Origin of the sequence: Cohnella candidum, from assembly GCF_003713065.1 — a bacterium.
Lineage (GTDB): Bacteria > Bacillota > Bacilli > Paenibacillales > Paenibacillaceae > Cohnella > Cohnella candidum.
In genome coordinates this window covers 4,953,183-4,977,494 of the sequence record NZ_CP033433.1, presented here as the reverse complement: position 1 = coordinate 4,977,494, position 24,312 = coordinate 4,953,183, and the positions used below count along the sequence as shown (strand labels likewise).

The following is a 24,312-nucleotide window of genomic DNA, read 5'->3' as shown; positions in this document are numbered from 1 at the left end:
CCCACGCCTTCCCCTTCCCGGAACAAAGATTGACCCGATCCAGGCCGATCCGGCCGGGAGCCCCGCTGATCAATCGACCAATCTATTTCGCTTCTTATCGGGTAGCCGACAAGGCTTTGCGTTTCCATTCCTTGCGAACGTGACGGACTTGCCAAAATGCGACGACCGTGACTAAAGCTGCGGATGTGATGAATACGTTGCGGTAACCGGAGGCGGCGTGCATGAGCGAGCCCGCCAGAACCGAGCCGAACATCATACCGACGTTGCGGCTGAGCGCGATCATGCTGCCGATGAAAGAGACCAGGGATTCATCGGCATTCCCCATGATAAGGTTGCTGTTCGGGGAAGTAATCATCCCCATGGATGAACCGAGAAGGATGATGAATCCCAATACGTAAATAAGCGAAGTACCGGCGGACACGAAGCTGAGCGCAAGCAGCGCGCCGGCCATCAAGATCAGTCCGAGCCTCATGATGGCGTTCGAGCCGAATCGATCGGACAAATCGCCGCTCAACGGAGCGGAGACGATCAGCGACAGAGGATATCCGGCCACGATCAGTCCCGCCAGCGCCGGCCCGTAGCCCATCTCCCCCCGCAAAAGGAACGGCACCACAATTTGAGTGGAGAATGCGGCCATGTACGTCAGAATGGTAATAAGAAAACCGAGCCGGATCGTGGGATTTTGGAAAACGCCGGTTTGGATAAACGGCATCCTCTCGCCCGTACGCCACCGTGGGGACCGGCTCCAGTAAAGGAACGCAGCGGCCAGACCGGCGCAGACGGCCCAAAGCGACCACAAGGCGGGCGACATCCAGCCCCAGGTTTGGCCCAGGTTTAAAGCGGTGACCAAAGTGCCGAGACCGGCGGCGAAAAGCGCCGCCCCGATGCCGTCCAAAGGAACTCGCGAAACGGGTTTGTCCACCGGGATCAGTCGCTGAGCACAGATCCACAACAAGCAGGCCATCGCGGCGAGAATCCAGAAATTCGCTTTCCAATGCAGCCATTGTATGACGACACCGCCTAAGCTGGGCCCGATAATCGTTCCCGCCGCTACGAACGTGCTGATAATACCCAGCGCTCTGCCGCGCCGCTCCGGCACTGCAAGCGAGACAACGAGCGCCATATTGGTGGCCTGGTACATGGCCGCGCCAACGCCTTGCAGCACCCGCGAGAACAGAAGCACAGCCAGATTCGGGGAAACCGCGCAGCAAACGGAGCCGGCCAGAAAAATCAGAAATCCCATGTTATGGACGCTTCGTTTGCCGCGCAAGTCCCCCAGCCGGCCCATCAAGGGCAAGCAAACGGATATCGTAAGTAAATAAAGAGTGATTACCCATTGGACAGCCCCGACAGGACGGCCGTATTCGCCCGCGATGTCCAGGAGACCGACGTTCAGCATGCCGGCGGACAAATTGGAGAGAAACGATCCCAGACAGATGACGTAACGCGCAAGGTCGCGGGAGGTAAGATTCATGATCGATACCCAAGCGTCCTGTTAAAGGCCGACGGCCTCGGACACCTCCGCGCGTTGGGATGCCCATACGTTCAAAATCTGCTCTACTTTTACCACCGAACCGAAATAGCCGTCGATATTTTCCAGGGTCATCTCATGGGCCTTCTGCGAAAACGCGGCGCAAGCATCAGACGCGAGAACGATGTTGTAATCGAGCATATAGCCTTGCCGGGCCGTCGATTCTACGCAGACGTTGGTACTAACGCCGGTCATGATCAAGGTTTCGACCTTCAGCGTCCGAAGCACCGAGTCCAGTCTCGTGTTCACGAACGCGCTGTACCGGTGTTTGTTCACGATAATGTCGCCGGCCTGCGGAGACACCTCGTAAAACTCCGCGCCCCACGTACCTGTGCGGCACACATCTCCGGAACGGCCGTCGGAACGGTCTGTCCAGGCGGCGGAATCCGTCGCCCTCTCGTGGAAGGTTTGGATGAAAATGACGGGAACGCGGTTCTCTCTGGCGCCGTTGATTAAAGCCGCCAAATGCGGAACCATCCCCTTCACGCCGCTTACGTCATTGCCGCGCCTGGCGCAGGCGCCGTCCGGATGGCAATAATCGTTCTGTACGTCTACGACGATCAGGGCGGTTTTTTCGGGAATAACGTGCTGTTCTTTGAATTTCATCTCTTGTCACCTCGTCAAATTATTTGGAGTTTTTCACGAATTGCATGTCGACAAGCTCATCGTACTTGTACGGATCGGTGAAAATGCCTGTTTTCAACATGACGTCCATGTCGAGCTTGAGGGCGGATTCCGAAATAAGCCCGTCCTTGCTCCACAGATTGTCCTCGTACGCGCGGTCAAGCGAAGCTTGCACGCTCTCGTCTGATAAGGTCGGGAACTCGGCTTTCACGGCGCTTTTCGCGTATTCCTTGTCACCGTTCACCTTGTTCAAGCCTTCAATAATGGCGTCGACAAACGCCTGTACGGTCGCCGGATCTTCGTCTATCGAGGATTTGCGGACACTCAGCACGGAATAAGAGTAGTCGCCCATGTCCGGAAATTTGTAGAAAGGCTCGTCCCACACGCCTTTGGAAATGCCGTCCGTGATTTGCGGCTCCGCCCCGTTGGCCAGATCGACGATGCCTTTCTGCACCATGGACACGACCGTCGAACCGTCAGCCGGCTCCTCAAGCGTCACATCCTTCTCGGGGTCCAGGCCAAGCTCGATGAGTAAATACCGGGTAAGCAGATTCGGCGTCCCTCCATGCCGGCTGGCCGAGATTTTCTTGCCTTTGAGAAACTCCTTCAGGTCTTCTTTGGAATTACTCTTCGGCGCCAGTCCTTTTTTGGCCATCAAATATACGTTGGCGCGGTTGACGACGTTCACGACGGAGACAATCGGATCCTTATTCTTGCGGTTGGCCATTGCGTTGGATTCCGGTCCGCCGATAACGCCCCAAGCATCGCCGCTCACCACCGAGGTCACGTGTGCGCCGCCCGTTGCCGTGATCACCTCCACCTGTAACCCGCGTTTCTCGAAATACCCTTCCTTCTGCGCCACATACAGAGGCAAATAGCCCACGCTGTGGATCGGCTCCGCGATGACGAGTTTCTTCAACTCCCCGGAAGTACCCGACGATTGGGAAGCGGACGCCGGGGACGAAGGGGTCGCCGCACCGGCGGTTTCCCCCTTCTTGCCGCATGCGGCGAGCGCCATGGTCAGCATCAAGAGCAGCACGAGAAATCCAAGGTTCGTCTTTTTCAAAATAGTCATTCGCATTCTCCCCCACTTATCAGATTGTTTGTTTTGTTACTTCGGAAACTTCTTGGACAGCTGTTTCTCGAGCAGGACAACCCCGCCGTACATGACCATCGACAAGATGGACAGAACGACGACGCCAACCCAGACCAGATCGATGTCAAGCAGCGTTCCCGCATAAAGAATCATGCGTCCCACGCCTTCGCGGGAAGAGATGAACTCTCCGACGATGGCGCCGGCCAAAGCAAGCGCGATATTGATTCGAAGGCTGTTGATAATCCAGGGCATCGACCACGGGATGACGACCTTCGTGAAGACCTGTCTTTTCTTCGCTCCGAGCGAGTACATCAGCTTCTCCATGTCCGGATCAACGCTCTTCACCCCGCTGTATGCCGATAATGCCGCCACGATGAGGGTCATGGCGATGGCAAGGGCCACCTTCGAGTAGAATCCGATACCGAAAAGGATGACGAGCACCGGCGCGAGCGCGAGTTTGGGCATCGCATTAAGGAGCACCAGGAACGGTTCGCTGATTTCCGCGTATTTGCGTGACCACCAGTAGCTTAGGCCGATCAAGGAACCCGCCAGCGTGCCCAATACGAAGCCGATCACCGTCGAACCGGACGTATAAAGCACGTCTCCGATCAGACTCCCTTCTGTCGCCGCGACCCATCCGGTCTTCAGAATCACGCTTGGCGAACTCCAGAAGTAGGGGTCCATGAGGCCAATGCGGGTGAAAACTTCCCAACAGACCAAGATGAGAATGCCGACCGCGATCCGTCCCAACAGCACGACCCGGCGGTGCCTCTTCTCGAGTTCCTCCACATCCTGCACGACCGGCTTCTCGCGAGCTGCTTCTCTAACCGGTTCAAGTTCTTGTATGACGGACGGTTGGACGACATAGGCTTCACTTCTTACAGAATCCATGGTTTCTCTCCTCCTTCTCTCTGTTTTGTTTTATGAGATTCTCTCCTGGCCGCCTGCAATCCGCACTTCCTCGGAGAGCAAGTCCAAAAGGTGATGCTTCAGTTCGGTAAAAGCCGGCGTCGTCATGTCCTGCTGCTTGCGCGGCCTCTCCATCGGCACCGTGATCTTAGCCTTGATGCGTCCCGGCCTTGCGGTAAAAACGTAAATATCATCGGAAAGATAAATCGCCTCGTCGATGTCATGGGTCACGAACAGGACGGTTTTCCGGAAATCCTCCCAGATTTGCAGCAGCCAGTTTTGCATTTGAAGCCGGGTCTGCGCATCCAGCGCACCGAACGGTTCGTCGAGCAGGATGATATCCCGATCGTACAAAAGCGTGCGGAGCAGCGCGGCCCGCTGTCTCATGCCTCCGGAAAGCTCTTTGGGGTAGTGATTGTCGAATCCCTTGAGCCCGTATTTCTCCATCAGCGGAAGCGCCCTTTCCACGGCCTCTTTCTTCGGAACGCCCCGCACCTCCATGCCCAGGATGATATTATCGAGTATCGTGCGCCAAGGAAGCAGCATGTCCTTTTGCAGCATGTACCCCACATAACCGGCCTTCTCGACGATATTCTTTCCGTCCGCCATGACCCTGCCAGTCGAAGGGGACATCAGGCCCGCAATGATATTGAACAAAGTCGATTTCCCGCATCCGCTGGGTCCGATAATGCTGGCGAACCTTCCTTCTTCAATGAACAGGTTGGTTTCTTGCATGGCTACAATTTCTTTACCGTTGCGGCGGAACAACTTGGAGACTCCCGACACCTCAACCTTGTTAGCCATCAGGTTCACGCTTCCTTTCAAATGTTTTATAGCAACCAGCTCCACTCGAAGAGAAGAACCGGAAACCTGCCCTCGAAAGATATAAAAAAATCAGCTCAAGACCCGACACCTGAGGGGACAGATGTTATCGGGAACTTGAACTGACAGAACATCGGTTCTCTATCGCTAGAGCTCCGGCGTATCCTTCAGATACTCTTGGACGTCGCGTTCGAGGATTACGATCGTACCGGAATATTCGGTCATCACATCGTAGTCCTTGAGGATGGCGGCGACTCTCAAATCGAAAATCGATTCCAGCATTTCCTTTAACTCTTCTTTGACCCGATCGTGCAGCACTTTGTGCACCCTCGTGATCACTTCCGGATCATGCTCGTCCAGAATCTTTAATAGCGGAAGCCGGGCGTTGATGGAAATGAAGAGCAGCTTGTTACCGACCCATTCCAAGTCCTGCCGTTTGACACCCGTGTTGAAGATTTTCTTGTTAATGTCGTTGTAGTGTTTCAGAACCTCTTGCTTGAACTTTCCGGGAGTCATAGGCATTTAATCACACGCTTTGTGTAAATTTATCTGACGTTTATCTGACTTATATTCATTATATTCTGAGAATTTCGAATGTCAATAGCCTATGTGTAATAGAACATCACATTTACATCACATATGAGTGCTCGCAATAGGAAAAGGGGCTGTCTCAAAAGTGGGAAAATAAACGAAAAAGCGGCTGACGCGCAGCCGCTTTAAACGTATCCGTCCCGTTATGAATCGCGCTTCTCCAGGTGGCGGAGCAATTCCTCCCGCAATGCGGCATACTCCCGATGCTGGCGCAGCTGCCCTACGCCTTCCCCTTCCCGGAACAAGGGATTAACCCGATCCAGGCCGATCCGGCCGGGAGCCCCGCTCATCACGATAATCCGGCTGCCGAGAAGCAGCGCTTCGTCGACGTCGTGCGTGATGAAAAACACGGTTCTCCGCGTTTCCCTCCAGATTTTCTTGAGCAGGGACTGGAGATTCTCCCGGGTTATCGCGTCCAGCGCCCCAAAAGGTTCATCCATCAGCAAGACCCGGGGATCCGCGGCCAGCGTGCGGGCAATCGCCGCTCTCTGTTTCATGCCCCCCGACAACTGATAGGGCAAATAGCGGTGATAATCCGCCAGACCGACCTGGCGAATCGTCTCGAGCGCGATCCGGCTTCGCTCCTGACGGCTGACCCGCTTCATTTTCAAACCGAATTCCACGTTGCGGCGAATATCGAGCCAAGGGAACAGGTTAGCTTGCTGAAACACCACGCCAACCTCCGGCCGGGGTGCGGGAGTCTCGCTCCCCAGTACCGCGATCTCTCCCTCCTCGTGGGTTTCGTAACCCGCAAGAAGGCGCAGCAAGGACGTTTTGCCGCAACCGGACGCTCCCAGCACGACGACGAATTCGTTTTCCCCGATCTCCAGGTTTACGTCTTTCAATACCGCTTTACGGTTTTTCCCCGCCCCGTAAGCCAGGGACAACCCCCGCAGCGAAATGACAGGCTGTTCGCGTGCCGCCGGGGATAACCGTTCCGCGATGTCCGTCTCCAGAAGCGCCATTCCGTTCCTCCTCCTTACTGTTGAAGAGCCGCTTGATTGATTGCTTTCTGATAGTCGCCCAAAGAAGGCGCCGAAGGGATTTGCTTTTGCTCCACCAGGAATTGCCCGGTTTGAAGCAGCACGTCGGCAAAGCCGCTTTCCTCCGGCTTCGAGCCGAGATACTTCGCATCCTGCTGTTCCTTGGACGTCAGCCAAACCAGCTGTTTCGTCTGGGCGAGCGCATCCGCCTCATCGGTGCTGAGTACGGGAGCAAGCGCTTTGGCCGCGTCTTCCGGATGGTCGCGGTACGATTGAACGGCTTCGTCCAACACGGATACGTATTGCTTCAGGAAGTCCGGATAATCCTTCGCGAAAGCCGAACGGACGATCCCGACGTCGGCGGTGATGATGCCCTTGTCGGCCAACTGCTTCGCGCTGACCAATACGGTTCCGTCATCCGCGAGCAGCTTGCCGAGGGTCGGATTCCAGACGAATGCTCCATCGATGTCTTTCCGCTGCCAAGCGGCCAGAATGTCTTGTGGCTGCAGGTCGAGGATCGTCACGGATGCCGGATCCACGCCTTCGGATTTCAGGGCCGACAGCAGGCTGAAATGGGAGGTGGATCCGAACGGAACGGCGACTTTTTTGCCGGCCAGATCCTTAATGCTTTGGGTGCCTTCGCTTTTGCGGACGGCCAGCGATTCCGCATCCCCGATAATATCGTGAAGGAAATACACTTGGTAAGGCAGCTTATTGGCGACGCCGATGGCGACGGGCACGGAGCCGGCCAGCCCGAGGTCGATGCTTCCGGCAGCCACGGCGGTATTGACGTCGCGCCCCGAATCGAAAGGCTTCCAATTGATCTTCACGTCCGGGAATTTCTTCTCCGCCAACCCCAGCGTTTTCACGAGCAGCTCCGCGTTGGGGATGACCTGGTACCCGATGGTCACCTCTTTCGGAAGCTTGCCGCTCCCTTCGGACTTGGCCTTATCGGTACCGCATCCGGCCAGCAGCAGGGATAAAGAAGCAATCAGGGAAATCAGGACGATGAAACGTTTTGTTTTTTTCGACATGGCGACCTCTCCTAAACTCTCATATTCATTCTTTGCCGCTCCAGGGAATCCGGTTCCGTTCGAGCAAACGGATCAATCCGTCCAGGACGACGGCGATGAAACCCATCAATAAAATACCGGCGAAAATGACGTCGCTGCGCAGGAATTTGCTCGCGTCGAGCACCATCCAGCCCAAACCCGATACGGCTGCGACCATCTCGGCCGCTACCAGCGTCGTGTACGTCATGCCGAGAGAAGTGCGTATTCCGGTAAACAGGTCGGGAAGAACGGATGGAAAGATGACGTAGACGAACAGCCTCCATTTTCTCGCTCCGAGCGATTGGGCCCCTTGGATCCGGTCTCTCGGAATCCGAGCGACGCCCGACACGACGGACAAATATAAAGGCGCAAACGCGGCCAGCGCAAGAAGCGCGATTTTGGAAGCGTCCCCGATGCCCATCCAGAGGACGAGCAGCGTGTAATACGCGAGGGGCGGCAGCGGCCGGTAAAATTCGACGAACGGATCCACGATGGCCCTTACCGAAGCGAAATATCCGCTGAGAAGCCCCAGAGGAATCGCGGTCAGCAGCGCGATACCGAATGCGACGCCGAGACGCATCATGCTCACGCCGATGTGGACCGACAGCGGGCTTCCCTTGTAACCCGAGGACGCGATTTCCACGAACGCCGCCCACACGGCACGGGGAGAAGGAATGAACAGCGGATTCACCGCGCCTGCTTCCGTCAGTGCCCACCAGGCAGCGAATGCGGCCAGCAGAGCGGCGGCGGATAAGCCAAGCTGGCGCTTTCTCATCTGGACCTCGCCGTTACGCCGGCGTTATCCTCTTGTTCCCGTGGGAATGCGCTCATAGGCGACCACCTCCCCTGCGACCGTTCGCCGGCTCGGCTGCGCAACTTGAACGGCCCCAGGCTTGCTGAGCGGAAGCAGCGGAAACAGCAGCTCCGCGACCCGGTGCGCTTCCTCCAAATGCGGATAGCCGGAGAGGATGAACGTGTCGATTCCGAGCTCCGCGTACTCCTTGATCCGTTCCGCAACCGTGTGCGGGTCTCCGACCAGCGCGGTTCCCGCTCCTCCGCGGACGAGTCCGATGCCTGCCCACAAATTGGGGCTGATCTCAAGCCGGGAACGGTCGCCCCCGTGCAGTTCGGTCATCCGCTTCTGTCCGTGAGAGTCCATTCTGGCATAGACCTGCTGCGCCTTCGCGATCGTTTCGTCGTCCAAATGCCGGATCAAATCGTCTGCCGCGGCCCATGCCTCTTCTTCCGTTTCCCGAACGATCACATGCAAGCGAATGCCGAACTTCAAAGTACGGTTTTCCGCTTCGGCCCGTTTGCGGACCGCTTCGATTTTTTTGCCGACCGCTTCGGGAGGTTCTCCCCAGGTCAGGTAAGTATCGCAGTGTTTCGCGGCGATTTCGATTCCCGCCGGCGAAGAGCCTCCAAAGAACAATGGCGGATAAGGCTTCTGCTCAGGCGGGTAAAACACGCGCGCTCCGGTTACCCGGATATGTTCGCCGTCAAGGTCCACGCTTTCCCCTTGAAGCACCTTTCTCCACACTTCCAGAAACTCGCCCGTCAAAGCGTACCTCGAATCGTGGTCCAGATAGACCCCGTCCGCTTCCAACTCTTCCGGATCGCCGCCGGTTACGACATTGACCAGCAGCCGTCCGTCCGAGAGCCTGTCGAAAGCCGACGCCATTCTTGCCGCCAGCGTAGGCGACATCAGACCCGGTCGAACCGCAACCAGGAACTTCAGGTTTTTGGTGAACGGTACGAGCGAGGACGCCACGACCCAAGCGTCGTCGCAAGGCCTTCCGGTCGGAAGAAGCGCTCCCGCGAAGCCGAGATCGTCGATAGCCATGGCGATTTGCCGGAGGTACGCGGGCGTGACCGCCCTCGCGCCGACATTCGTGCCGATGTGCCGTCCGTCACCGTATGTGGGGAAGAACCAAAACAGCTCCATCGTCTACACTCCTTATGTCTTATATTCCGATTGACAAAATCGGATTTAAACGCAAAAAAAGAGATTCCTCCCGCTCTGCGCATTGCAAAGCGATGGACGGAATCTCCGGCGTGTCCGGTCGATTGTGCCACTCGGTATGTGTTCTTGATCGTATCAACAAATTCCGAGTTAGTCAATCGGATTTTTTAAGCAAAATCATAAATCGCGGATATACCAAGCGTCGCATGCAAAATGGACGGAACCGGACAGCGGTGCTTCCAGCCTCCGAAAGCCGTTTTTCTCATAGAAACGATTCGCGGCTTTCATATCTTGCAGCGTCTCGAGATAGCAGGCTTGATATCGTTGTTCAGCAAACCGGAGAGCGGTCTGCAGCAACTCTGCCGCAATTCCCGTGCCTCTGGCTTCCGGAAGCAAATACATTTTCTGCAGCTCGCAAATCCGTTCCTCGGCGGAACCGAATTCCGCGATCCCGCAGCCGCCGACAATCTTGCCGTTTGCATCTTCCGCAACCCAGTAAGTTCTGCCCTCTTGGTCATAAAAGTCGGACAGATGGCTCAAGCTTTCGTCTTCCCACGCCAACCCTGCACGATTTCCTCCAAACTCGATCAAGCATTGCCGGATAATCGCTTCGATGGCGCGGTTATCATCGGCTTCAAGTAATCTAATTCGCATTCGGCTGCGCTCCTTTATCCACGTGACGCTCACCCATAGTAAACCTTCACGATCTGATGGATCGTTAGCTCCGGAAGGTCGATTTCGTATCCGTCCGAAACCCGTCGCACGTTCAATTCTTTGCGTTCCGGATACGCGAGCTCTGCTCTTCTAATATTCTTCCAGGAGTCGGACAACTTCAGCGTTCCCCCGGCAATCGGCGGCGCTTCCCCTTGCGTCAATTGCGCCAAATGCGAGATTTCGTGCACGATCAACGCCTTTTCGGCAGGCCTGTCGTAACCTACGAAACCGACGGTTCCGGGATGCTCCGAAACGAGCCGCATCTTGGCATCAGACAAATTCGATTCGAAAATTCCTTGAACGAGAGGCGTTACATAGTGGAACTCGCTCTCCATCCGGAACAGGTCGAATGCAGCGTAGATGACCGTTCCCGCTCCGTGCGAGCGCCGCACGATAGCCGGCTCATCCGTCGCTTCTCTTGGAGGTGGAGACCACCAATTGACCCACGTCGTCGCCGTAATCGGCACGGTCGGATCGATATACGCCGCCAAAGCTTCGCCTTCCTTGGCTTCCACTTTCAAGCGCAACGGCGAGACCGGAGGAGTGGTCTTCGGCACATGCTTCCACATCGGGGAATCGTTCAGCTGCAAATAACCGCTCCACGGATTCGCGCTGTACCGCTCGTCATGGCGGACATAACGGCACCCGTACAAAGCTGCCAATCGGAAATCCTCTAACGGCCGGCCTTCGGCATCGAACAGTCCCGATTCTCCGGCGGAAACAAGAAGCCCTCCGCCGCGAACGTACTCATCGAGTACTTCAGCCAACTCATCGCTAACGCAATACACGTTTGGAAGAATGATCGCTTTATATCGCGACGCTGACGTTTTCGTCAACGTTTGTTCAGGCACGATTTGCCACGTGTAGTTCAACCGATCGCAAATTTTCATGGCGCCCAGAACGCCTTCCCGATGGCGGCTGCCCGCCTTCAGTCGGCCGATGGCGTTCGGCAGAATCGAATCGCCGGATTTGATTTTCGCGGATACATCGCTTTGCACGATCGCGATGTCGGCCACCGGCGTACGGTCGTTCAACAGCGACTCGAACTTCGCCACCTCGGCGTATGCGCTGCCGACACGCCGGGCTTCCTCGTGCTCCAACGTGCCGTCCGTATGCTGGGAGCCGCTGTACATGAACACCCTGCAGCCTTGGGCGGCAATTTGCGCGGCGGCGAGTTTGTAGACATTTTCCGGCCTGTAATTGTAAACTTCCGAGACATCGCCCGGACCCAGCTGGGGATATTGGCCGATGGCCGTATCCCGGGCATAGGCCGCAGACAGCCAATTGCCGGCCCACGGCTCCGTGAATTGGTAATCCAGCAGGTCGCGAAGCTCCTTGTGGTACAACGCCGCGAAGTTGATCGTGACCTTCAGACCGGGATCGATGCCCTTCACGACACGCAAAATATCTCGGTACATCCCCGTTGCGCAATCCTCTAAAAACTCGCCGACGTGCTGATGCTGTGCCTTCAGCCCCGCTTCGTCCTCCGGAAGCGCCATGCCGTAACGATTTTGGAACTTCGACCGGCAAGGGTCGCAATAACAGAGAGATTTCCCGAAAATATCGAGGAACAAACTGTCCGGCCGATGCATGCTGACGATTTCCTCAAGCTGCTCGAGCACATAGGACCGATAGCCGGTTTCGTAGCAGCCCACCCCCCATTTCGCGATCGGGGATGCGCATTTCAGTTGTTCCCCGTTCGCTTTTAGCACGGACCATTCGGGATGGGTGTTTACCGCGAGCGAATCATATTCAATGGAGTAATAGGCGTTGAATTCGATGCCGTTGCGGGCCAGAATCGGTCTCAACTCCGCGATCCAGTCCTTATCGAGACCCGGGTGCCGGCGGCCGATCTTGGAATCGTAATACGTGACTCCCCAGTGGTCCTTGCAGTAAAGCATTAAGGTGTTGATTCGACTTTCGCGAAAAAACGCCTCATACTCGCCGGCGTCCAGCTTATGAAGCGTCACGACCGGCGGATCGGGAGAATGGTGGTCGACCAGATAGCCTCGATATGTCTTTTGATATAAGTCGCTCATGATGTCTCTCCTCCTGTGCCGCCCTCTATGTCCATTTTAGCAATTTAGGAGCGGCAAAACTTCACGCGCCCCCCCTATTTGCTTGCAGTCCGAAATGCCATTGGGGAAACCTTGTAATAGATTTTGAAAGCCCGAGTGAACGTATACAAGTTCGGATAACCCAGAGACAGGGCGATCTCCGTGATCGTCGCGTCCGTTTCCTTCAATAGCCGTTCGGCCTTTTCCATGCGGATTTTCTGAATGTACTTCAGAGGAGGCATCCCGACCTGGCTGTTGAACACATTGGAAAAGTACGAGCGGTGCACCCCTGCGAAAGCCGCGACTTGCTGCACGGAAATTCCTTCGGTGGCGTGAAGTTCAATGAATTCCATGCATTCGTGAATCCAGCCGGATGGCTCATCCGCATGGCTGGGAACCGTCTCCGGAATGAATCCCGCGAACAGCGCGTAGATCAAACCTTGAAGCTCCAAAGCAATGGATGGCTTCCACCGCTCGACGTCGTTCAGCGTTTGAATGACGCGTTCAGCCGATTCCTTGACCTCGGGGGTGATCATTTCCTGCCGAAACGGCCTTTCGGGCGTCACTCCGGAGAGTTCCAATAATGGCTTGACCCTGTTGCCATCCAGCGCCAACCAGCTTAATTGAAGCGTTGAATCCGAGGGAAGCATGTCATAGTAATAGGTCCGCCCCGGAAACAGGCAAAATAAATCACCCTGCTGCAGTTCCGTCCATTTCCCGTCGTATTCAAACCGGACCATTCCCCCATGCACGAAATGAAGGCTGTAGCATTCGATCCTTTTCGGACCTACTCTATAGTTGGGTTTGGCGATGCTGCGTCCCGCCCGGACCGGCCATAGCTGTCCTTCTTTATCCAGATTACCGGGGGTATAGTAAATGAATTGGGCAAACTCATGCTCGAATTCCTGCATCATCGCCGTAGCTTCCCCTCTAATTCGCTCTCACGTTCATTACAAAATGACAATCGAAATATAACACGAAGCTATTTAAATAACGGAACGATTTCCCTATTATCTTACTAGGAGGGGATCATGTTTGTCGAGACAACCTAACATTCTGCTAATCACGAGCGATCAACAGCATTGGAACACCATCGGAGCTTTCCACCCTGAAATCTCCACGCCGAATTTAGACCGTTTGGTACGGCAAGGCACGACTTTCGACCGGGCCTATTGCCCGAACCCGACCTGTACGCCCAGCCGGGCCTCCATGATCACGGGCATGTATCCGAGCCAGCATGGCGCATGGACATTGGGCACGAAGCTCCTGGAAGACCGCCATACGGTGGGAGAGGATTTCAAACAGGCGGGATACCGGACCGCGCTGGTGGGCAAAGCGCATTTCCAACCCTTGAAATCCACGCCGGAATATCCGTCGCTTGAAGCCTACCCGACGCTTCAGGACTTGGAATATTGGAAAAATTTCAACGCCCCTTTCTACGGGTTCGATCATGTTGAGCTTGCGCGCAACCATACGAATGAATCCCATGTCGGACAGCATTACGCCCTATGGCTGGAAGAACAGGGCTGTGCCCATTGGCGGGATTACTTTCTGCCGCCGACCGGAACGATGGACCCTTCCGTCACCTACAAATGGCCGATACCGGAAAAATACCATTACAATACGTGGATCGCGGAACGAACGAATGCCGTCATGGAAACCTATCAAAAAGAAGGCGAACCTTTCTTTCTTTGGGCCAGCTTCTTCGACCCGCATCCGGAATATTTGGTGCCGGAGCCTTGGGATACGATGTACGACCCGGATAAGCTGACTATTCCCGCCCTTGTGCCGGGAGAGCACGATCGCAATCCGCCTCACTTCGGGCTGACGCAAGAGGAGGATCCGGATTTCACGCATCTGATGGAAACCGGGTTCGGCATCCACGGCTACCGCTCCCATCACTACTATGAATATGGCGAGAAAAAGCGCTTGACGGAATATGACAAGAAGAAGCTGGTCGCCGTGTATTATGGCATGATCAGCATGATGGACAAGTATATCGGCAAGATCCTCGATAAGCTGGATGAGTTAGGTTTGACGGAGGATACTCTCGTCGTCTTCACGACGGACCACGGCCACTTCTTCGGACAGCACGGCCTGCAGGCGAAGGGCGGATTCCATTACGAGGATCTCATCAAGCTCCCGTTCATCGTTCGTTACCCCGGTCGGGTACCCGCCGATCGAAGGTCCCACTCTATTCAATCCTTGGTGGATCTGGCGCCAACCTTCTTATCCTTCTGTAACCTTCCGATTCCGACATCCATGACGGGGATCGACCAGAAGGAGGTATGGCTCGGCACGAAGGAACATGCCCGGCAGCACGCGATTTGCGAGTTCCGTCATGAACCGACCACGATTCACCAGAAAACCTATGTCGACGAACGTTACAAGATCACCGTCTACTACAATCAAACCTATGGGGAAATCTTCGACCTCAAGGAAGATCCAGGGGAACTTCGCAACTTGTGGCATGAACCGGGTTACCAGATGTTAAAGCTCGAGCTTCTACTGAAGTATGCATGGGCCGAGATGGGCAAGGAACCGCTGCCCATGCCCAGAATCCATCACGCGTAACCAAATTAGAAAAACGGAGCCCGCAGATTAGCGTGGCTCCGTTTTCGTTGCCGTTCATGCATTTAGGGCGTTTCGTATAAATCTACAACATCTTGTCCAAACAGCGGTACGTCGAAAATTTTCACTTGATCCATCTTCCCTTTGAAGTACGCTCCGTCATTCGTCCCGTTAAAGGCATCTTGCGCGAACCGTTTTCCGAGACCGCCGAAATCGGTATGGGCGCCGACCGTCGGGATTCCCGAATTGACGGAAGCTTTTAAAGCGCCGTCCAAATACAATTCCAATGTTCCTTCCCTGAACACCGCAGCCACATGATGCCAGCCCAACGTATCCGTAAAAGCGGTGCTCACGGACTTTCGAACGTTGTTGTTCGCGATACCCGCCAATAGATTCCCGTTCTCTATTTTTACGGCGAACCCGTTACTTGCCCCTCCCTCATCGTATAAGACTTGGGTACTGGACGTCTGATCCGCCTTAAACCACATCGAAACCGATCTCATGGAGAATGCGTCGTGCATGAAGCCTGTACCCGGACTGTTCGCCAACTGAATTCCGTCATCGATTCCATCCAGGTTTACGTATCCTCCGGCCACCCCGCCCGAGCTCGTGAAGACAGGCGAACCGATTAACGTTCCGTTCCGGTTGTTCCCCGATGCGTCCAGCGCGGCCGCATCAAGCTTATAATGAGCATCCAGGGAATACTGATTGATCAAAGCCCAAAGTTCGGATTCCGTCAGATCCGCAACGCCTGCGTGCCGCATTTTGTAAGGGAACCTGGCATTGGAATTCTCGGCAGACCAGGCCGTCGGATCTTCGATATTGGTCGTCGTTTTCAATCCGTACTTCCCTTGTGACCAATAATCATAGATGAGGTGCCATTTGTTCTGCCCGATGATTTTGAACGCTTCAGGCCCTTCCGTATAATCGGGCGTAATATAATTGTCGCTGATATGGGCAGGATCCTCATACTCGATTTTGTTTACGGGCTCCGATGCCCAGGTCTGCTTGATTTTCATCGGGCTCGCGCTTTCATCTTTATAGAACAAATAATAAAAGTCCTCACCGTTTTTATCGTATCTCAACATGTTGGCGTCAATCGTTTTCACGCCCGGATCGAACAAGATGGAGGCATCGCTGAAAGTATTCCAGTCCGTGGTCGTCGCTTTGTAATGTTTATTATTGCTTGGGCTGCTCGCATTCAGCGTGGATGACCAGAAAATGATGTATTTTCCCGTTTCGTCATTATAAACCCACTCCGGTGCCCAAGCGTTGTATACCGTGTTAGCGGGCCTGTAATTCTTCATTAAATCCAACCGTTTTTGATTGGTCCAATGGATGAGGTCGGTCGATTCGGCATACCCCAAATAATAATTGGGAATGTTGTTTCCGTTACTGTCTACGTCGGGAGTCGTGTACACCAATCTCCAAATCCCGTCCGGACCTTTATCAAGGAAAGGATCGCGAAGCGGATACAAGAGATCGGCCACCGGTGCATTGTTGTTCAATTCATACCACTTCAGCCCGTCCCTGCTGTAACCATAGTGCAGCTTTTGAATCTTCTCGCCCGTTTGCGACGGGTCTGACCGGAAGTACGCAATGACGTAGCCTCCTTCGTCGGTAGCCGCCTGCGTCCAAATCGGCGAAACGGCCAATATAAGCAGCATGACCAGTGAAATCAACGACCATCTGACTGAGGCATTCCTTTTTCGATTCATACTTTACTATCCCTCCTTAAGAGATTGGCGTACAACACAATTTTATGATTATGGAAACCGCTTACAAATGTCAGGATGTGTGATGGGGTTTTTGTGAAAATGTGAGCCTTCCCTTGTAAATCCTTACATAAAGATAAAGCAAATCGAACATTATGCTATTCTCTCGTTTTCGACAGGAATGTTAATATATCCCTATACTCACCTTGTGATGAGGGATCTCCATGATCGAGTTTTCCCACGAGTTTGCAGAGCACTGGTATCACACCCCCAACGCTTTGGAAAAGCACAGCGGCATCATTCCCATTCGCATAGGCTACAACGAAGCAAAGCCCAATTATCGCATTGGGCCTCGTTTTATCGTTTATTTTAGTTTGCATTTCGTCCTGAAAGGCCATGTTACGCTGCGCTGGGATCATGAAGAAGTCATTTTGCGGCGCGGCGACCTATTCGCGTTGTTTCCTCACCAAATCCACAAGTACAATATCACGCCCGACTCCGAAGAACCTCTGAAAATGTTTTGGATCGCCGCGGAGGGCAAACAAATGCCCTCATTGATCCGCCGGCTCGGTCTTACTCCCCAATTGCCTTATTTGAAAGCCTTTTTCTCTCCTTCTTTCGAGGCTTCCCTTTTCCATCTCGCCAATCAATGGGAGGATCTGACGAGAAAAGACGATTTCTCCTTAACGCATGCCTTCTATGCTTTGCTGAATCAATTGCTTCAGATGTCCCAACCGCCTCAATCGTCTGCCTCAACCGATGATTGGATCAGCAAAAGTCTTGCTTACATTCATTTGAATTACATGGAAGGAATCACGATTCGGGATATCGCGGAGCATGTCGGCATCCACCGCTCTCACTTCTCGAACATTTTCAACAAAAAAGTAGGCGTTCGACCTCAGCAATATCTCATGAATTTATTAATGAAAAAAGCCATGGAAATGGTCAGCACGACGACGATGCCCATCACGCACATCGCTTTGTCGCTGGGCTATTCGGACGTCTATTCTTTCACTCACTCGTTTAAGGGCTTTTACGGAGAATCCCCCAGCTTTTATCGCAAAACGCCGCAGCCGTAAGATTCCCCGTATCGCCCAAACGATTACTTTCCTCCCGTGAACGCGATTCCTTTGACGATGTATTTTTGAAAAATGAAGAATACGATGATGATCGGAATCGACGTTATAGCGCTGGCGGCCATAGGCAGCGATTGGGTGGAGAAGTATTGCGATTTGAATACGGGCAGTCCGACCGGTATCGTCATGATTTTAGGATCCGTAACGGAAATAAACGGCCAGAGGAAATCGTTCCACGCGGCCAGGAAAACGAATATGCCAAGCGAAGCGAGCGCCGGACGGCACAGCGGCAAAGCGATCCGATACCATGTACGTATCCATCCGCAGCCGTCTATTTTGGCCGCTTCGAACAATTCTTCCGGTAAGCCGTCAAAAAACTGCTTTAATATGATGAGACCGAACGGGGCCGCCAAAGTAGGGGCAATAAGCGAAAAATACGTGTTCAGCAAATCCATGTTTCTAAACAGCAAATACAGCGGAATTAAAGTCGCTTCCCGCGGGACGAGAAGCCCTGCCATGATCAACCAGAACCAGAAGGTGCGGCCCGCGAATTTCATTCTCGAAAAAACGAAAGCCGCCATCGCGCACAGAATCAACACGCCGAGCGTAGACAACACGGAAACGATAAAGCTATTCGTCAACCACAGTTTGATGTCGGCATTCGTAGATTGAAGCACCTTGCGGAAATTGTCCAGCGTATAGGGAGAGAACAGCCATTCGCGAAGCGATTGGGCGACCACGGATTCCGGCTTCATGGCCAGGATCAGCATCCATAGAACAGGTGCGATAAATAAAAAGAACAAGAGATAAGCCGCCGCGTTTACGGCGATTTTGGCGGTACGGTGCATAGTCGATTCCCCTTAATCCTCATTAACGTTCTTGAGCAATCGGAGTTGCAGCATGGAAACAAGCATAATCACCAAGAAAAGGACGAATGCGGCAGCCGACGCTTTGCCCATGAGGAACCTTTGGAACCCGCTTTCGTAAATGTACTGGATATACGTCCGGCTGGCGCCTCCCGGCCCGCCTTCGGAAGTCAGAAACACTTGGCCGAAAATTTTGAAAGAAGCGACGGCCTGCAAAAAGAGAACGAGGACGTGTATGCGTTTAAGGGAAGGCAAAGTAATATAGCGCAGGGTATGCCAGCCATTCGCTCCGTCAATCTGGGCGGCTTCGTAGCGATCCTCCGGAATTTCCTGCAAGCCGGCTAAATACAGAATCATATAGTATCCCGTGTTCCACCAGAACGTAAGCCCCGTGATTGCCGGCCAGACGAGGTTTTTGTCGTTCAGCCAGGCCAAGCTCCCCTCTATTCCGAACAAGGAAAGCACGTTATTGAGCAATCCGCCGTACGGCTGGTAGATGCTGATCCAAACGATGGATACGATCGATACCGCCAGCACGTTGGGAAGGAAAAACACGCCTCTGAGGAGCGCCCTTCCTTTGATGAATTTATGGTCGATGATGACGGCGAACAGAAACGCGCCAAACATGAATATCGGCGTAGAGAACACGACGTAAAGGAAAGTATGTCTTAGTGCCTGCCAGAAAGCGTCCTCGGCGAACAACTCCTTATAATTGTCGAGGCCGATGAATACTTTGTCGCTCGTGATGTTCCATTCGTAGAAGCTGATGAAAAAACCTTGCATCAGCGGGTAAAAAGTAAACAATAAGTAAAAGCCTATGAAGGGCAGCAGCAGGAAATACGCGATCATAGACTCTTTGGATTTCGCTCGGAGTTTGAATTTCGAGACCATACGCCCTATCCTTTCCGATGAAGCCTGAAATTCTGAAGAAACAGGGATCATGCGGGCATCCACGTGTCTGCATGATCCCTGCGTGTATTGCGATGGTTTACTTCACCAATTGAGACAACATCGAGTCGACGCCCTTGCGAATCAACGCTACGGCTTCTTCCGGCGTCTTGTCTCCGGATACCGCCGCTTGAACGAAGTCTTTGACTTCGGGCGCTTGATGCAGCATCGTGCCGGGAATGACCGGAAGAGCTACGACGTTACGGCCGGGCTCGGTAAATTGCGGGTGGTACGGAAGAGCCTTGAATTCAGGCGTTTCGAGCGCGGGGCCGTATGCCGGCACATGACCCGCTTGCGCCCATTTCCAGTTGTTGTCACCGAACCATTTGATGAACTCAAGCGCCGCTTTCGTCTCCGCGTCCGTACGGTCGGCATTCTTCGGAAGAACGAAGCCGTGCGAAGTGGTCACTTCGGTCGGCGTGGAGAAGAGGTAAGGGAAGCCCGTGACGCCGAACTTGTCTCCAAGCGCTTGCGCCGCGGCTCCGATGCTCCAAGATCCATCGATGAAGAACGCGGATTTTCCTGCTTTGAACATATCCAGGCCGGCCGGGTCGGTCAGCTTGGCGGGTACGTACGCCGCATACAGATCGTGCAATGCTTTCAGGGCTTCCGTCGCTTTCGCGTCGTCGAAAGTCGCTTTCTTCTGTTCGATGCTGAGGAAGTCGGTTCCGCCCAGCTGGTAGTAAAGGGACAGCCACACCAGCACCAGCTGCGGCGGCTTCATCGATACGGTGAGCGGCTGGACGCCCGGAGACGATGCTTTGACTTTGTCCAATGCTTGTTTAAAACCGTCGAAGCTCATCTGGAAATTCAGCTTGCCGTCCTGGCCCACCAATCCGGCCTTGGACAGTACATCTTTGTTATACATGAGCACGCGCACCAAATTGTCCAGCGGAACCGCGTATTGCTTTCCGCCGATGTTCGCAGCCGTGGTCGGATCTTTGCTGTACTTGTCGAACGCGATGTCTACGCCCAATCGTGAAGCTTCTTGGTCCAGCGGGATCAGATCGCCGGTCGCCGCCATTCCGTTAATGTTGCCGCCGATATGGGAGATCGCGAGATCCGGTCCCGTTCCGCCCAAAATCGCCGTTTTCAGCTTCGTGTAATACTGGGCGTTATCCTGGAATTCCAGCGTGACTTGCGAATCCGGGTGCGTGCCGTTGTAATCTTCGACGATCTTACGCATGGTGTCGGCGTCGGAGCCGTCGAACAATACCCAGAACTTGATGTTTGTCTTTTCCGTTTTCGGCGCGTCGGATTTCTGCGATTCCGACGCCTTGGCGGAAGGAGCCGCCGCCGAGCCGGAGGCAGGCTCGGCGCTTTTCTTATCCCCGCCGCATGCCGATACGAAAATCGCTACCAGCAGGATCGAAAGCAGGACTGACAGGCTTTTGGTCCATTTTTTACTCATATTTGACACCCTCTCTTGTATTTGCATGCATTTGAATCGTAAGCCATCTGAATGCGGTTTCACATGCTGGAATGTATTCCTCCCGATTTGTCGTTTTGTAAGCATCCGTGTTCGTTTGGCCCGAACAAAAACACTGCCGCGGACACCATGTGATGGCGCCCGCGGCAGTGTTTTGTCGGTCTCTTTCTATCCTTTTACCGCACCGGCAGTCAAGCCGGAAACCATGTACTTCTGAAAAAACAGAAACAACAACGAAATCGGCACGATCGAGGTTACGCATACCGTCATAATGCTTGACCAATCATAGGACAGCTCTCCGATGTACCGAATCGCGATCCCGGCGTTCAATGGGCGAAGCTCGTCCTTGTTGATGAGCGTGAGAGAGTACAGAAAATCGTCCCACGATAAAATAAAGGAGTAAATGCCGATCGATAACAAGCCGGGTTTCGTCAGCGGGAGAACGATTCGGAACAGAATGCCGAATCGGGAAGCTCCGTCGATCTTCGCGGACTCTTCCAAATCGACCGGGATATGGTCGAAGAAAACTTTGATCATCCAGATCGAGAACGGCAAGCAAGAAGTCGTCAGCGCAAGGATCAGCCCTGCCCTCGTATTCAAAAGATGGTATTTGTTATACATCGTATACAAGGCAATGAGCAAGCTGACGACGGGAAGCATCTGGGTGGAGAGAATCGAGAAAAGCGCGAGCGATTTGAACTTGAACTCGAATCTCGAGAATCCGTATCCCGCAAACATGGCGGCTAATAGCGTGATAGCCGTCGTAGTGAGGCAAACCAGCAGGCTGTTCCTGTAATAGCCAAGGAAGACGCCGTCTGCGAACAATTTGCGGTAATGGTCCATGACAGGCTCCGAAGGCCACCATTCCGGGGGGAGCTTGAACAAGACTGAATTATCTTTAAAGGAAGTCAGCAGCATCCAATAAAGCGGGAATATCAGGAACACCAGGAACGCGGCGGCGATCAATATCGAGAGGAAGGCGCTCGTCCGTTTGCTTCTATTCAATGCATGGCGCCTCCTTTGCCTTCGCCGATCGAGAACAGCCTGTTATATACCCAAGAGAATACAAGCATGATGATGAGCCAAAGCGCGCCCGTAGCTGCTCCCTTACCTAAATCCAGATCGATGAAAGCCGTTTTATAACTCAAAATGGAGAGGGTCGTCGTCGCATCGACGGGTCCGCCGCTTGTCATGATCCAAAATAGGGGGAACATTTTGAAATTCTCGATGCACGCGATCAACGTCACCGTCTTGATCGTATTCTTGAGCATCGGCAGCGTGATATGAAAAAACTGCTGACGTTTGCCCGCGCCGTCGATCATCGCAGCCTCGTACATATCTCCGGGAATCCCTTGCATGCCGGCAAGAAGCATCGTGACCATAAACGGAAGCTGCTTCCATAACGCGGCGATCGTAACGGCCCAAAGGGCCAGATGAACGTCGGACAGCCATTGTAATGGCTTATCGCTCAAGTTCAGACTTTGCAGTATAAAGTTCATGACTCCGTATTGCGGCTGGAACAGCCACATCCAGAGCAATGCGCCTATAATGGTAGGAATGACCCAAGGTATGAGAATAACGGTCCGAAGAGCTCTCCGAAACGGGAGTTTTCCGTTGAGTATAAGAGCAAGCATCATGCCTAGCGCGAATTGAAGGGAAACGACCGTCAAAACATAACGGAATGTGACCCCAATCGAGTGCAGGAGATCGTTATCCGCGAACAACTTATGATAATTGCCGAATGCGTTCCATTTGAGCGTTTTCATGCTGAGCAGCGTGACATCGAAAAAACTGAGATACAAGGATTTAATGATCGGAATCCCTATCGTGAACAATAACAGCACGATCGCCGGAGCGATCAATAACGCGAGAAACAGGATATCCTTTCTCTTCTCGCTTAGTCTCATTCCGCCTGCCTGCAGCTGTGCCGGCTTCTCCAAGATGCTCACTTCCTTGTCCGTTTCGGAAGTTTCCCGAAGCAAAGCCGGCAAGGCTAGGCCATGCTTTGCTTCCGGAAAACGATCGTTCGTTTACTTCATGATTTGCTTGAGCTTGGAATCGAGCTCCGCGGCGGCGTTTTCGGGGCTTTCGCCCGCAACGGTCACCTTCTGCACGGCTTCGGCAATTTCCAAATAGGCTTGTTCAAGCCCTTGATTGTTCGCCGGCAGCGGCTTGACGTGCTGCAGTTGGGCATTCAGCGTTTTATCCAATTCGGAGGCATTGAACGCAGGAAGCGCGCCGATCGATTTGCGGGCACTCATAACGTCGCTGTTGTCGTGGTAGAGCGAGATCATTTTCTCGTCCGTCAGGAACTTGATGAACTCTACGGCCATTTCCGGATGCTTGCTGTCTTTGCTGACAACCAATCCGTGCGCTTCGCCGATCGATACGCTTTCGTTCGTTTTGTTCGTCGGGATCAGCGCCGCTCCCCACGTCGCGTCGAAAGCTTCCCCTTTGCCGCTTAAGTTCTGAAACACCTTACGGCCGTAGTAGCCGTCGGCATACATGCCTAACCGTCCGATGCTGAACAGGTTCCGCAGGTCTTTCAGTTTAGCGCCTTGCGGGGAGAGGCCATCCTTCACGATCTTCTGATAATATTTAAAGGTTTCGATGACTTCGGGCGTATTGACGTTGACTTTGCCGTCCGCTCCGAACACGGAGCCGTTAAAGCTGTAAATATTCCGCAAGGCGATCATCCCGTTGATCGGCAATTTCTCCGTCGCTTCCCCAAGTCCGTAGATCTGTTCCCCGCTGTCCGTTTTCAATTTGGAGATCGCCGCGGCGAATTGCAGCATCTCGTCATAGGTTTGCGGGGCCCGATCCGGCAAGCCGGCTTTCTTGAACAGTTCTTTGTTCCAATAAAGCACGTACGGCGACGGTGCCCACGGTACGCCCATCAGCTTCCCATTGTAGGTATAGTCCTGCTTATAGGAGGGAAGCAAATCGTTGATGTAGTCTTGTCCGAGCAGATCATCCAGCGGGATGACGATGTCGGATGCGGCATACGTCGGAAACGAAGCCGTGAACGTCTGGATAATGTCGGGAGCGTTGCCCGAAGATGCCATGACGAAGGTTTGTTGCTTGATATCGCCGAACGGAATGCCGACGAACTCGATTTTCACGTTCGGGTGAAGCTCGGTAAATTGTTTCGCCATTTCCTCTAATGCGCCTTTCGTCGCCTCTTCGCTAATGCTCCAGGACGCGAATTTAAGCGTGATCTGTTCTTTGGCGTCAGGCGAGGCGGAGTTGCTTCCGGCAGGCGAAGCTGCTTGGCTGCCCTCGTCTTTGTTGCTGCTGCATGCGGCCAACATCACCAATACGAGCAAAATCGCCATTCCCGTTATCAATATCTTTCTCAATGCAAT

General features: G+C 53.8%; 22 protein-coding genes. 2 read left to right on the top strand and 20 right to left on the bottom strand.

What is annotated here, in order from left to right:
• Positions 1–94 precede the first annotated feature (94 nt).
• From EAV92_RS23075 to EAV92_RS23015, 13 genes are all read right to left on the bottom strand, one after another.
• Complete coding sequence (locus EAV92_RS23075) at positions 95–1,474, bottom strand: MFS transporter (RefSeq protein WP_123043256.1); 1,380 nt, start codon at positions 1,472–1,474, stop codon at positions 95–97.
• A 21-nt stretch (positions 1,475–1,495) separates the two neighbouring features.
• Positions 1,496–2,137 (bottom strand): cysteine hydrolase family protein, encoded by a 642-nt coding sequence (locus EAV92_RS23070; protein ID WP_123043255.1) that lies wholly within the window; start codon positions 2,135–2,137, stop codon positions 1,496–1,498.
• Positions 2,138–2,156: 19 nt separating this feature from the next.
• Positions 2,157–3,230 carry an ABC transporter substrate-binding protein gene (locus EAV92_RS23065; protein ID WP_123043254.1) on the bottom strand — a complete coding sequence of 358 codons (1,074 nt, stop codon included), beginning with the start codon at positions 3,228–3,230 and terminating at the stop codon, positions 2,157–2,159.
• 36 nt (positions 3,231–3,266) lie between these two features.
• Complete coding sequence (locus EAV92_RS23060; RefSeq protein ID WP_123043253.1) at positions 3,267–4,142, bottom strand: ABC transporter permease; 876 nt, start codon at positions 4,140–4,142, stop codon at positions 3,267–3,269.
• 30 nt (positions 4,143–4,172) lie between these two features.
• The gene (locus EAV92_RS23055) at positions 4,173–4,964 is read right to left on the bottom strand and encodes an ABC transporter ATP-binding protein (protein WP_123043252.1); all 792 of its coding nucleotides are present in this window, start codon (positions 4,962–4,964) and stop codon (positions 4,173–4,175) included.
• A gap of 165 nt (positions 4,965–5,129) precedes the next feature.
• Positions 5,130–5,504, bottom strand: a complete 375-nt coding sequence (locus tag EAV92_RS23050) for a Na-translocating system protein MpsC family protein (RefSeq protein ID WP_123043251.1) — start codon at positions 5,502–5,504, stop codon at positions 5,130–5,132.
• A 212-nt stretch (positions 5,505–5,716) separates the two neighbouring features.
• Positions 5,717–6,538, bottom strand: a complete 822-nt coding sequence (locus EAV92_RS23045; RefSeq protein WP_123043250.1) for an ABC transporter ATP-binding protein — start codon at positions 6,536–6,538, stop codon at positions 5,717–5,719.
• Positions 6,539–6,552: 14 nt separating this feature from the next.
• Entirely contained in the window at positions 6,553–7,590 is a 1,038-nt protein-coding gene (locus EAV92_RS23040) for a taurine ABC transporter substrate-binding protein (RefSeq protein ID WP_123043249.1), read from the bottom strand.
• Positions 7,591–7,615: 25 nt separating this feature from the next.
• Positions 7,616–8,383, bottom strand: coding sequence for an ABC transporter permease (locus EAV92_RS23035; RefSeq protein WP_123043248.1), 768 nt, complete (start codon positions 8,381–8,383; stop codon positions 7,616–7,618).
• 24 nt (positions 8,384–8,407) lie between these two features.
• The gene (gene ssuD, locus EAV92_RS23030; RefSeq protein WP_123043247.1) at positions 8,408–9,553 is read right to left on the bottom strand and encodes an FMNH2-dependent alkanesulfonate monooxygenase; all 1,146 of its coding nucleotides are present in this window, start codon (positions 9,551–9,553) and stop codon (positions 8,408–8,410) included.
• Positions 9,554–9,748: 195 nt separating this feature from the next.
• Positions 9,749–10,225 carry a GNAT family N-acetyltransferase gene (locus EAV92_RS23025; protein ID WP_123043246.1) on the bottom strand — a complete coding sequence of 159 codons (477 nt, stop codon included), beginning with the start codon at positions 10,223–10,225 and terminating at the stop codon, positions 9,749–9,751.
• Positions 10,226–10,254: 29 nt separating this feature from the next.
• A complete protein-coding gene (locus EAV92_RS23020; RefSeq protein ID WP_123043245.1) occupies positions 10,255–12,324 on the bottom strand; it encodes a beta-galactosidase trimerization domain-containing protein in 2,070 nt (689 codons plus the stop codon).
• 74 nt (positions 12,325–12,398) lie between these two features.
• Positions 12,399–13,256, bottom strand: a complete 858-nt coding sequence (locus tag EAV92_RS23015) for an AraC family transcriptional regulator (RefSeq protein ID WP_338134383.1) — start codon at positions 13,254–13,256, stop codon at positions 12,399–12,401.
• A 121-nt stretch (positions 13,257–13,377) separates the two neighbouring features.
• Here EAV92_RS23015 and EAV92_RS23010 point away from each other — a divergent pair, with 121 nt between their 5' ends.
• On the top strand, positions 13,378–14,916 hold the full coding sequence (locus tag EAV92_RS23010; RefSeq protein WP_123043244.1) for a sulfatase family protein: 1,539 nt from the start codon (positions 13,378–13,380) through the stop codon (positions 14,914–14,916).
• Positions 14,917–14,978: 62 nt separating this feature from the next.
• Here the strand turns inward: EAV92_RS23010 and EAV92_RS23005 are convergent, their stop codons facing one another.
• Entirely contained in the window at positions 14,979–16,631 is a 1,653-nt protein-coding gene (locus EAV92_RS23005) for a LamG-like jellyroll fold domain-containing protein (RefSeq protein WP_123043243.1), read from the bottom strand.
• Between the two features lie 221 nt (positions 16,632–16,852).
• On the opposite strand from EAV92_RS23005, the gene EAV92_RS23000 reads away from it, so the two are divergent.
• Entirely contained in the window at positions 16,853–17,707 is an 855-nt protein-coding gene (locus EAV92_RS23000; protein WP_123043242.1) for a helix-turn-helix transcriptional regulator, read from the top strand.
• Between the two features lie 23 nt (positions 17,708–17,730).
• On the opposite strand, the gene EAV92_RS22995 is transcribed toward EAV92_RS23000, so the two are convergent.
• From EAV92_RS22995 to EAV92_RS22970, 6 genes are all read right to left on the bottom strand, one after another.
• A complete protein-coding gene (locus tag EAV92_RS22995; RefSeq protein ID WP_123043241.1) occupies positions 17,731–18,552 on the bottom strand; it encodes a carbohydrate ABC transporter permease in 822 nt (273 codons plus the stop codon).
• Between the two features lie 12 nt (positions 18,553–18,564).
• Positions 18,565–19,461, bottom strand: coding sequence for a carbohydrate ABC transporter permease (locus EAV92_RS22990; RefSeq protein WP_164472907.1), 897 nt, complete (start codon positions 19,459–19,461; stop codon positions 18,565–18,567).
• 97 nt (positions 19,462–19,558) lie between these two features.
• Entirely contained in the window at positions 19,559–20,929 is a 1,371-nt protein-coding gene (locus EAV92_RS22985; RefSeq protein WP_164472906.1) for an extracellular solute-binding protein, read from the bottom strand.
• Positions 20,930–21,115: 186 nt separating this feature from the next.
• Positions 21,116–21,952: a carbohydrate ABC transporter permease gene (locus EAV92_RS22980; RefSeq protein WP_206424260.1), complete on the bottom strand. Its 837-nt coding sequence runs from the start codon at positions 21,950–21,952 to the stop codon at positions 21,116–21,118.
• Positions 21,949–22,938: a carbohydrate ABC transporter permease gene (locus EAV92_RS22975; protein WP_123043238.1), complete on the bottom strand. Its 990-nt coding sequence runs from the start codon at positions 22,936–22,938 to the stop codon at positions 21,949–21,951. Before EAV92_RS22975 ends, EAV92_RS22980 begins: the two co-directional genes overlap by 4 nt.
• A gap of 39 nt (positions 22,939–22,977) precedes the next feature.
• On the bottom strand, positions 22,978–24,306 hold the full coding sequence (locus EAV92_RS22970) for an ABC transporter substrate-binding protein (RefSeq protein WP_164472905.1): 1,329 nt from the start codon (positions 24,304–24,306) through the stop codon (positions 22,978–22,980).
• Between the last annotated feature and the right edge of the window lie 6 nt (positions 24,307–24,312).

What these genes read in the sequence shown, in the direction of transcription:
- EAV92_RS23075 (WP_123043256.1), bottom strand. Translation starts at nt 1,474, where the DNA reads ATGAATCTTACCTCCCGCGACCTTGCGCGTTACGTCATCTGTCTGGGA.
- EAV92_RS23070 (WP_123043255.1), bottom strand. Translation starts at nt 2,137, where the DNA reads ATGAAATTCAAAGAACAGCACGTTATTCCCGAAAAAACCGCCCTGATC.
- EAV92_RS23065 (WP_123043254.1), bottom strand. Translation starts at nt 3,230, where the DNA reads ATGACTATTTTGAAAAAGACGAACCTTGGATTTCTCGTGCTGCTCTTG.
- EAV92_RS23060 (WP_123043253.1), bottom strand. Translation starts at nt 4,142, where the DNA reads ATGGATTCTGTAAGAAGTGAAGCCTATGTCGTCCAACCGTCCGTCATA.
- EAV92_RS23055 (WP_123043252.1), bottom strand. Translation starts at nt 4,964, where the DNA reads ATGGCTAACAAGGTTGAGGTGTCGGGAGTCTCCAAGTTGTTCCGCCGC.
- EAV92_RS23050 (WP_123043251.1), bottom strand. Translation starts at nt 5,504, where the DNA reads ATGCCTATGACTCCCGGAAAGTTCAAGCAAGAGGTTCTGAAACACTAC.
- EAV92_RS23045 (WP_123043250.1), bottom strand. Translation starts at nt 6,538, where the DNA reads ATGGCGCTTCTGGAGACGGACATCGCGGAACGGTTATCCCCGGCGGCA.
- EAV92_RS23040 (WP_123043249.1), bottom strand. Translation starts at nt 7,590, where the DNA reads ATGTCGAAAAAAACAAAACGTTTCATCGTCCTGATTTCCCTGATTGCT.
- EAV92_RS23035 (WP_123043248.1), bottom strand. Translation starts at nt 8,383, where the DNA reads ATGAGAAAGCGCCAGCTTGGCTTATCCGCCGCCGCTCTGCTGGCCGCA.
- ssuD (WP_123043247.1), bottom strand. Translation starts at nt 9,553, where the DNA reads ATGGAGCTGTTTTGGTTCTTCCCCACATACGGTGACGGACGGCACATC.
- EAV92_RS23025 (WP_123043246.1), bottom strand. Translation starts at nt 10,225, where the DNA reads ATGCGAATTAGATTACTTGAAGCCGATGATAACCGCGCCATCGAAGCG.
- EAV92_RS23020 (WP_123043245.1), bottom strand. Translation starts at nt 12,324, where the DNA reads ATGAGCGACTTATATCAAAAGACATATCGAGGCTATCTGGTCGACCAC.
- EAV92_RS23015 (WP_338134383.1), bottom strand. Translation starts at nt 13,256, where the DNA reads ATGATGCAGGAATTCGAGCATGAGTTTGCCCAATTCATTTACTATACC.
- EAV92_RS23005 (WP_123043243.1), bottom strand. Translation starts at nt 16,631, where the DNA reads ATGAATCGAAAAAGGAATGCCTCAGTCAGATGGTCGTTGATTTCACTG.
- EAV92_RS23000 (WP_123043242.1), top strand. Translation starts at nt 16,853, where the DNA reads ATGATCGAGTTTTCCCACGAGTTTGCAGAGCACTGGTATCACACCCCC.
- EAV92_RS22995 (WP_123043241.1), bottom strand. Translation starts at nt 18,552, where the DNA reads ATGCACCGTACCGCCAAAATCGCCGTAAACGCGGCGGCTTATCTCTTG.
- EAV92_RS22990 (WP_164472907.1), bottom strand. Translation starts at nt 19,461, where the DNA reads ATGGTCTCGAAATTCAAACTCCGAGCGAAATCCAAAGAGTCTATGATC.
- EAV92_RS22985 (WP_164472906.1), bottom strand. Translation starts at nt 20,929, where the DNA reads ATGAGTAAAAAATGGACCAAAAGCCTGTCAGTCCTGCTTTCGATCCTG.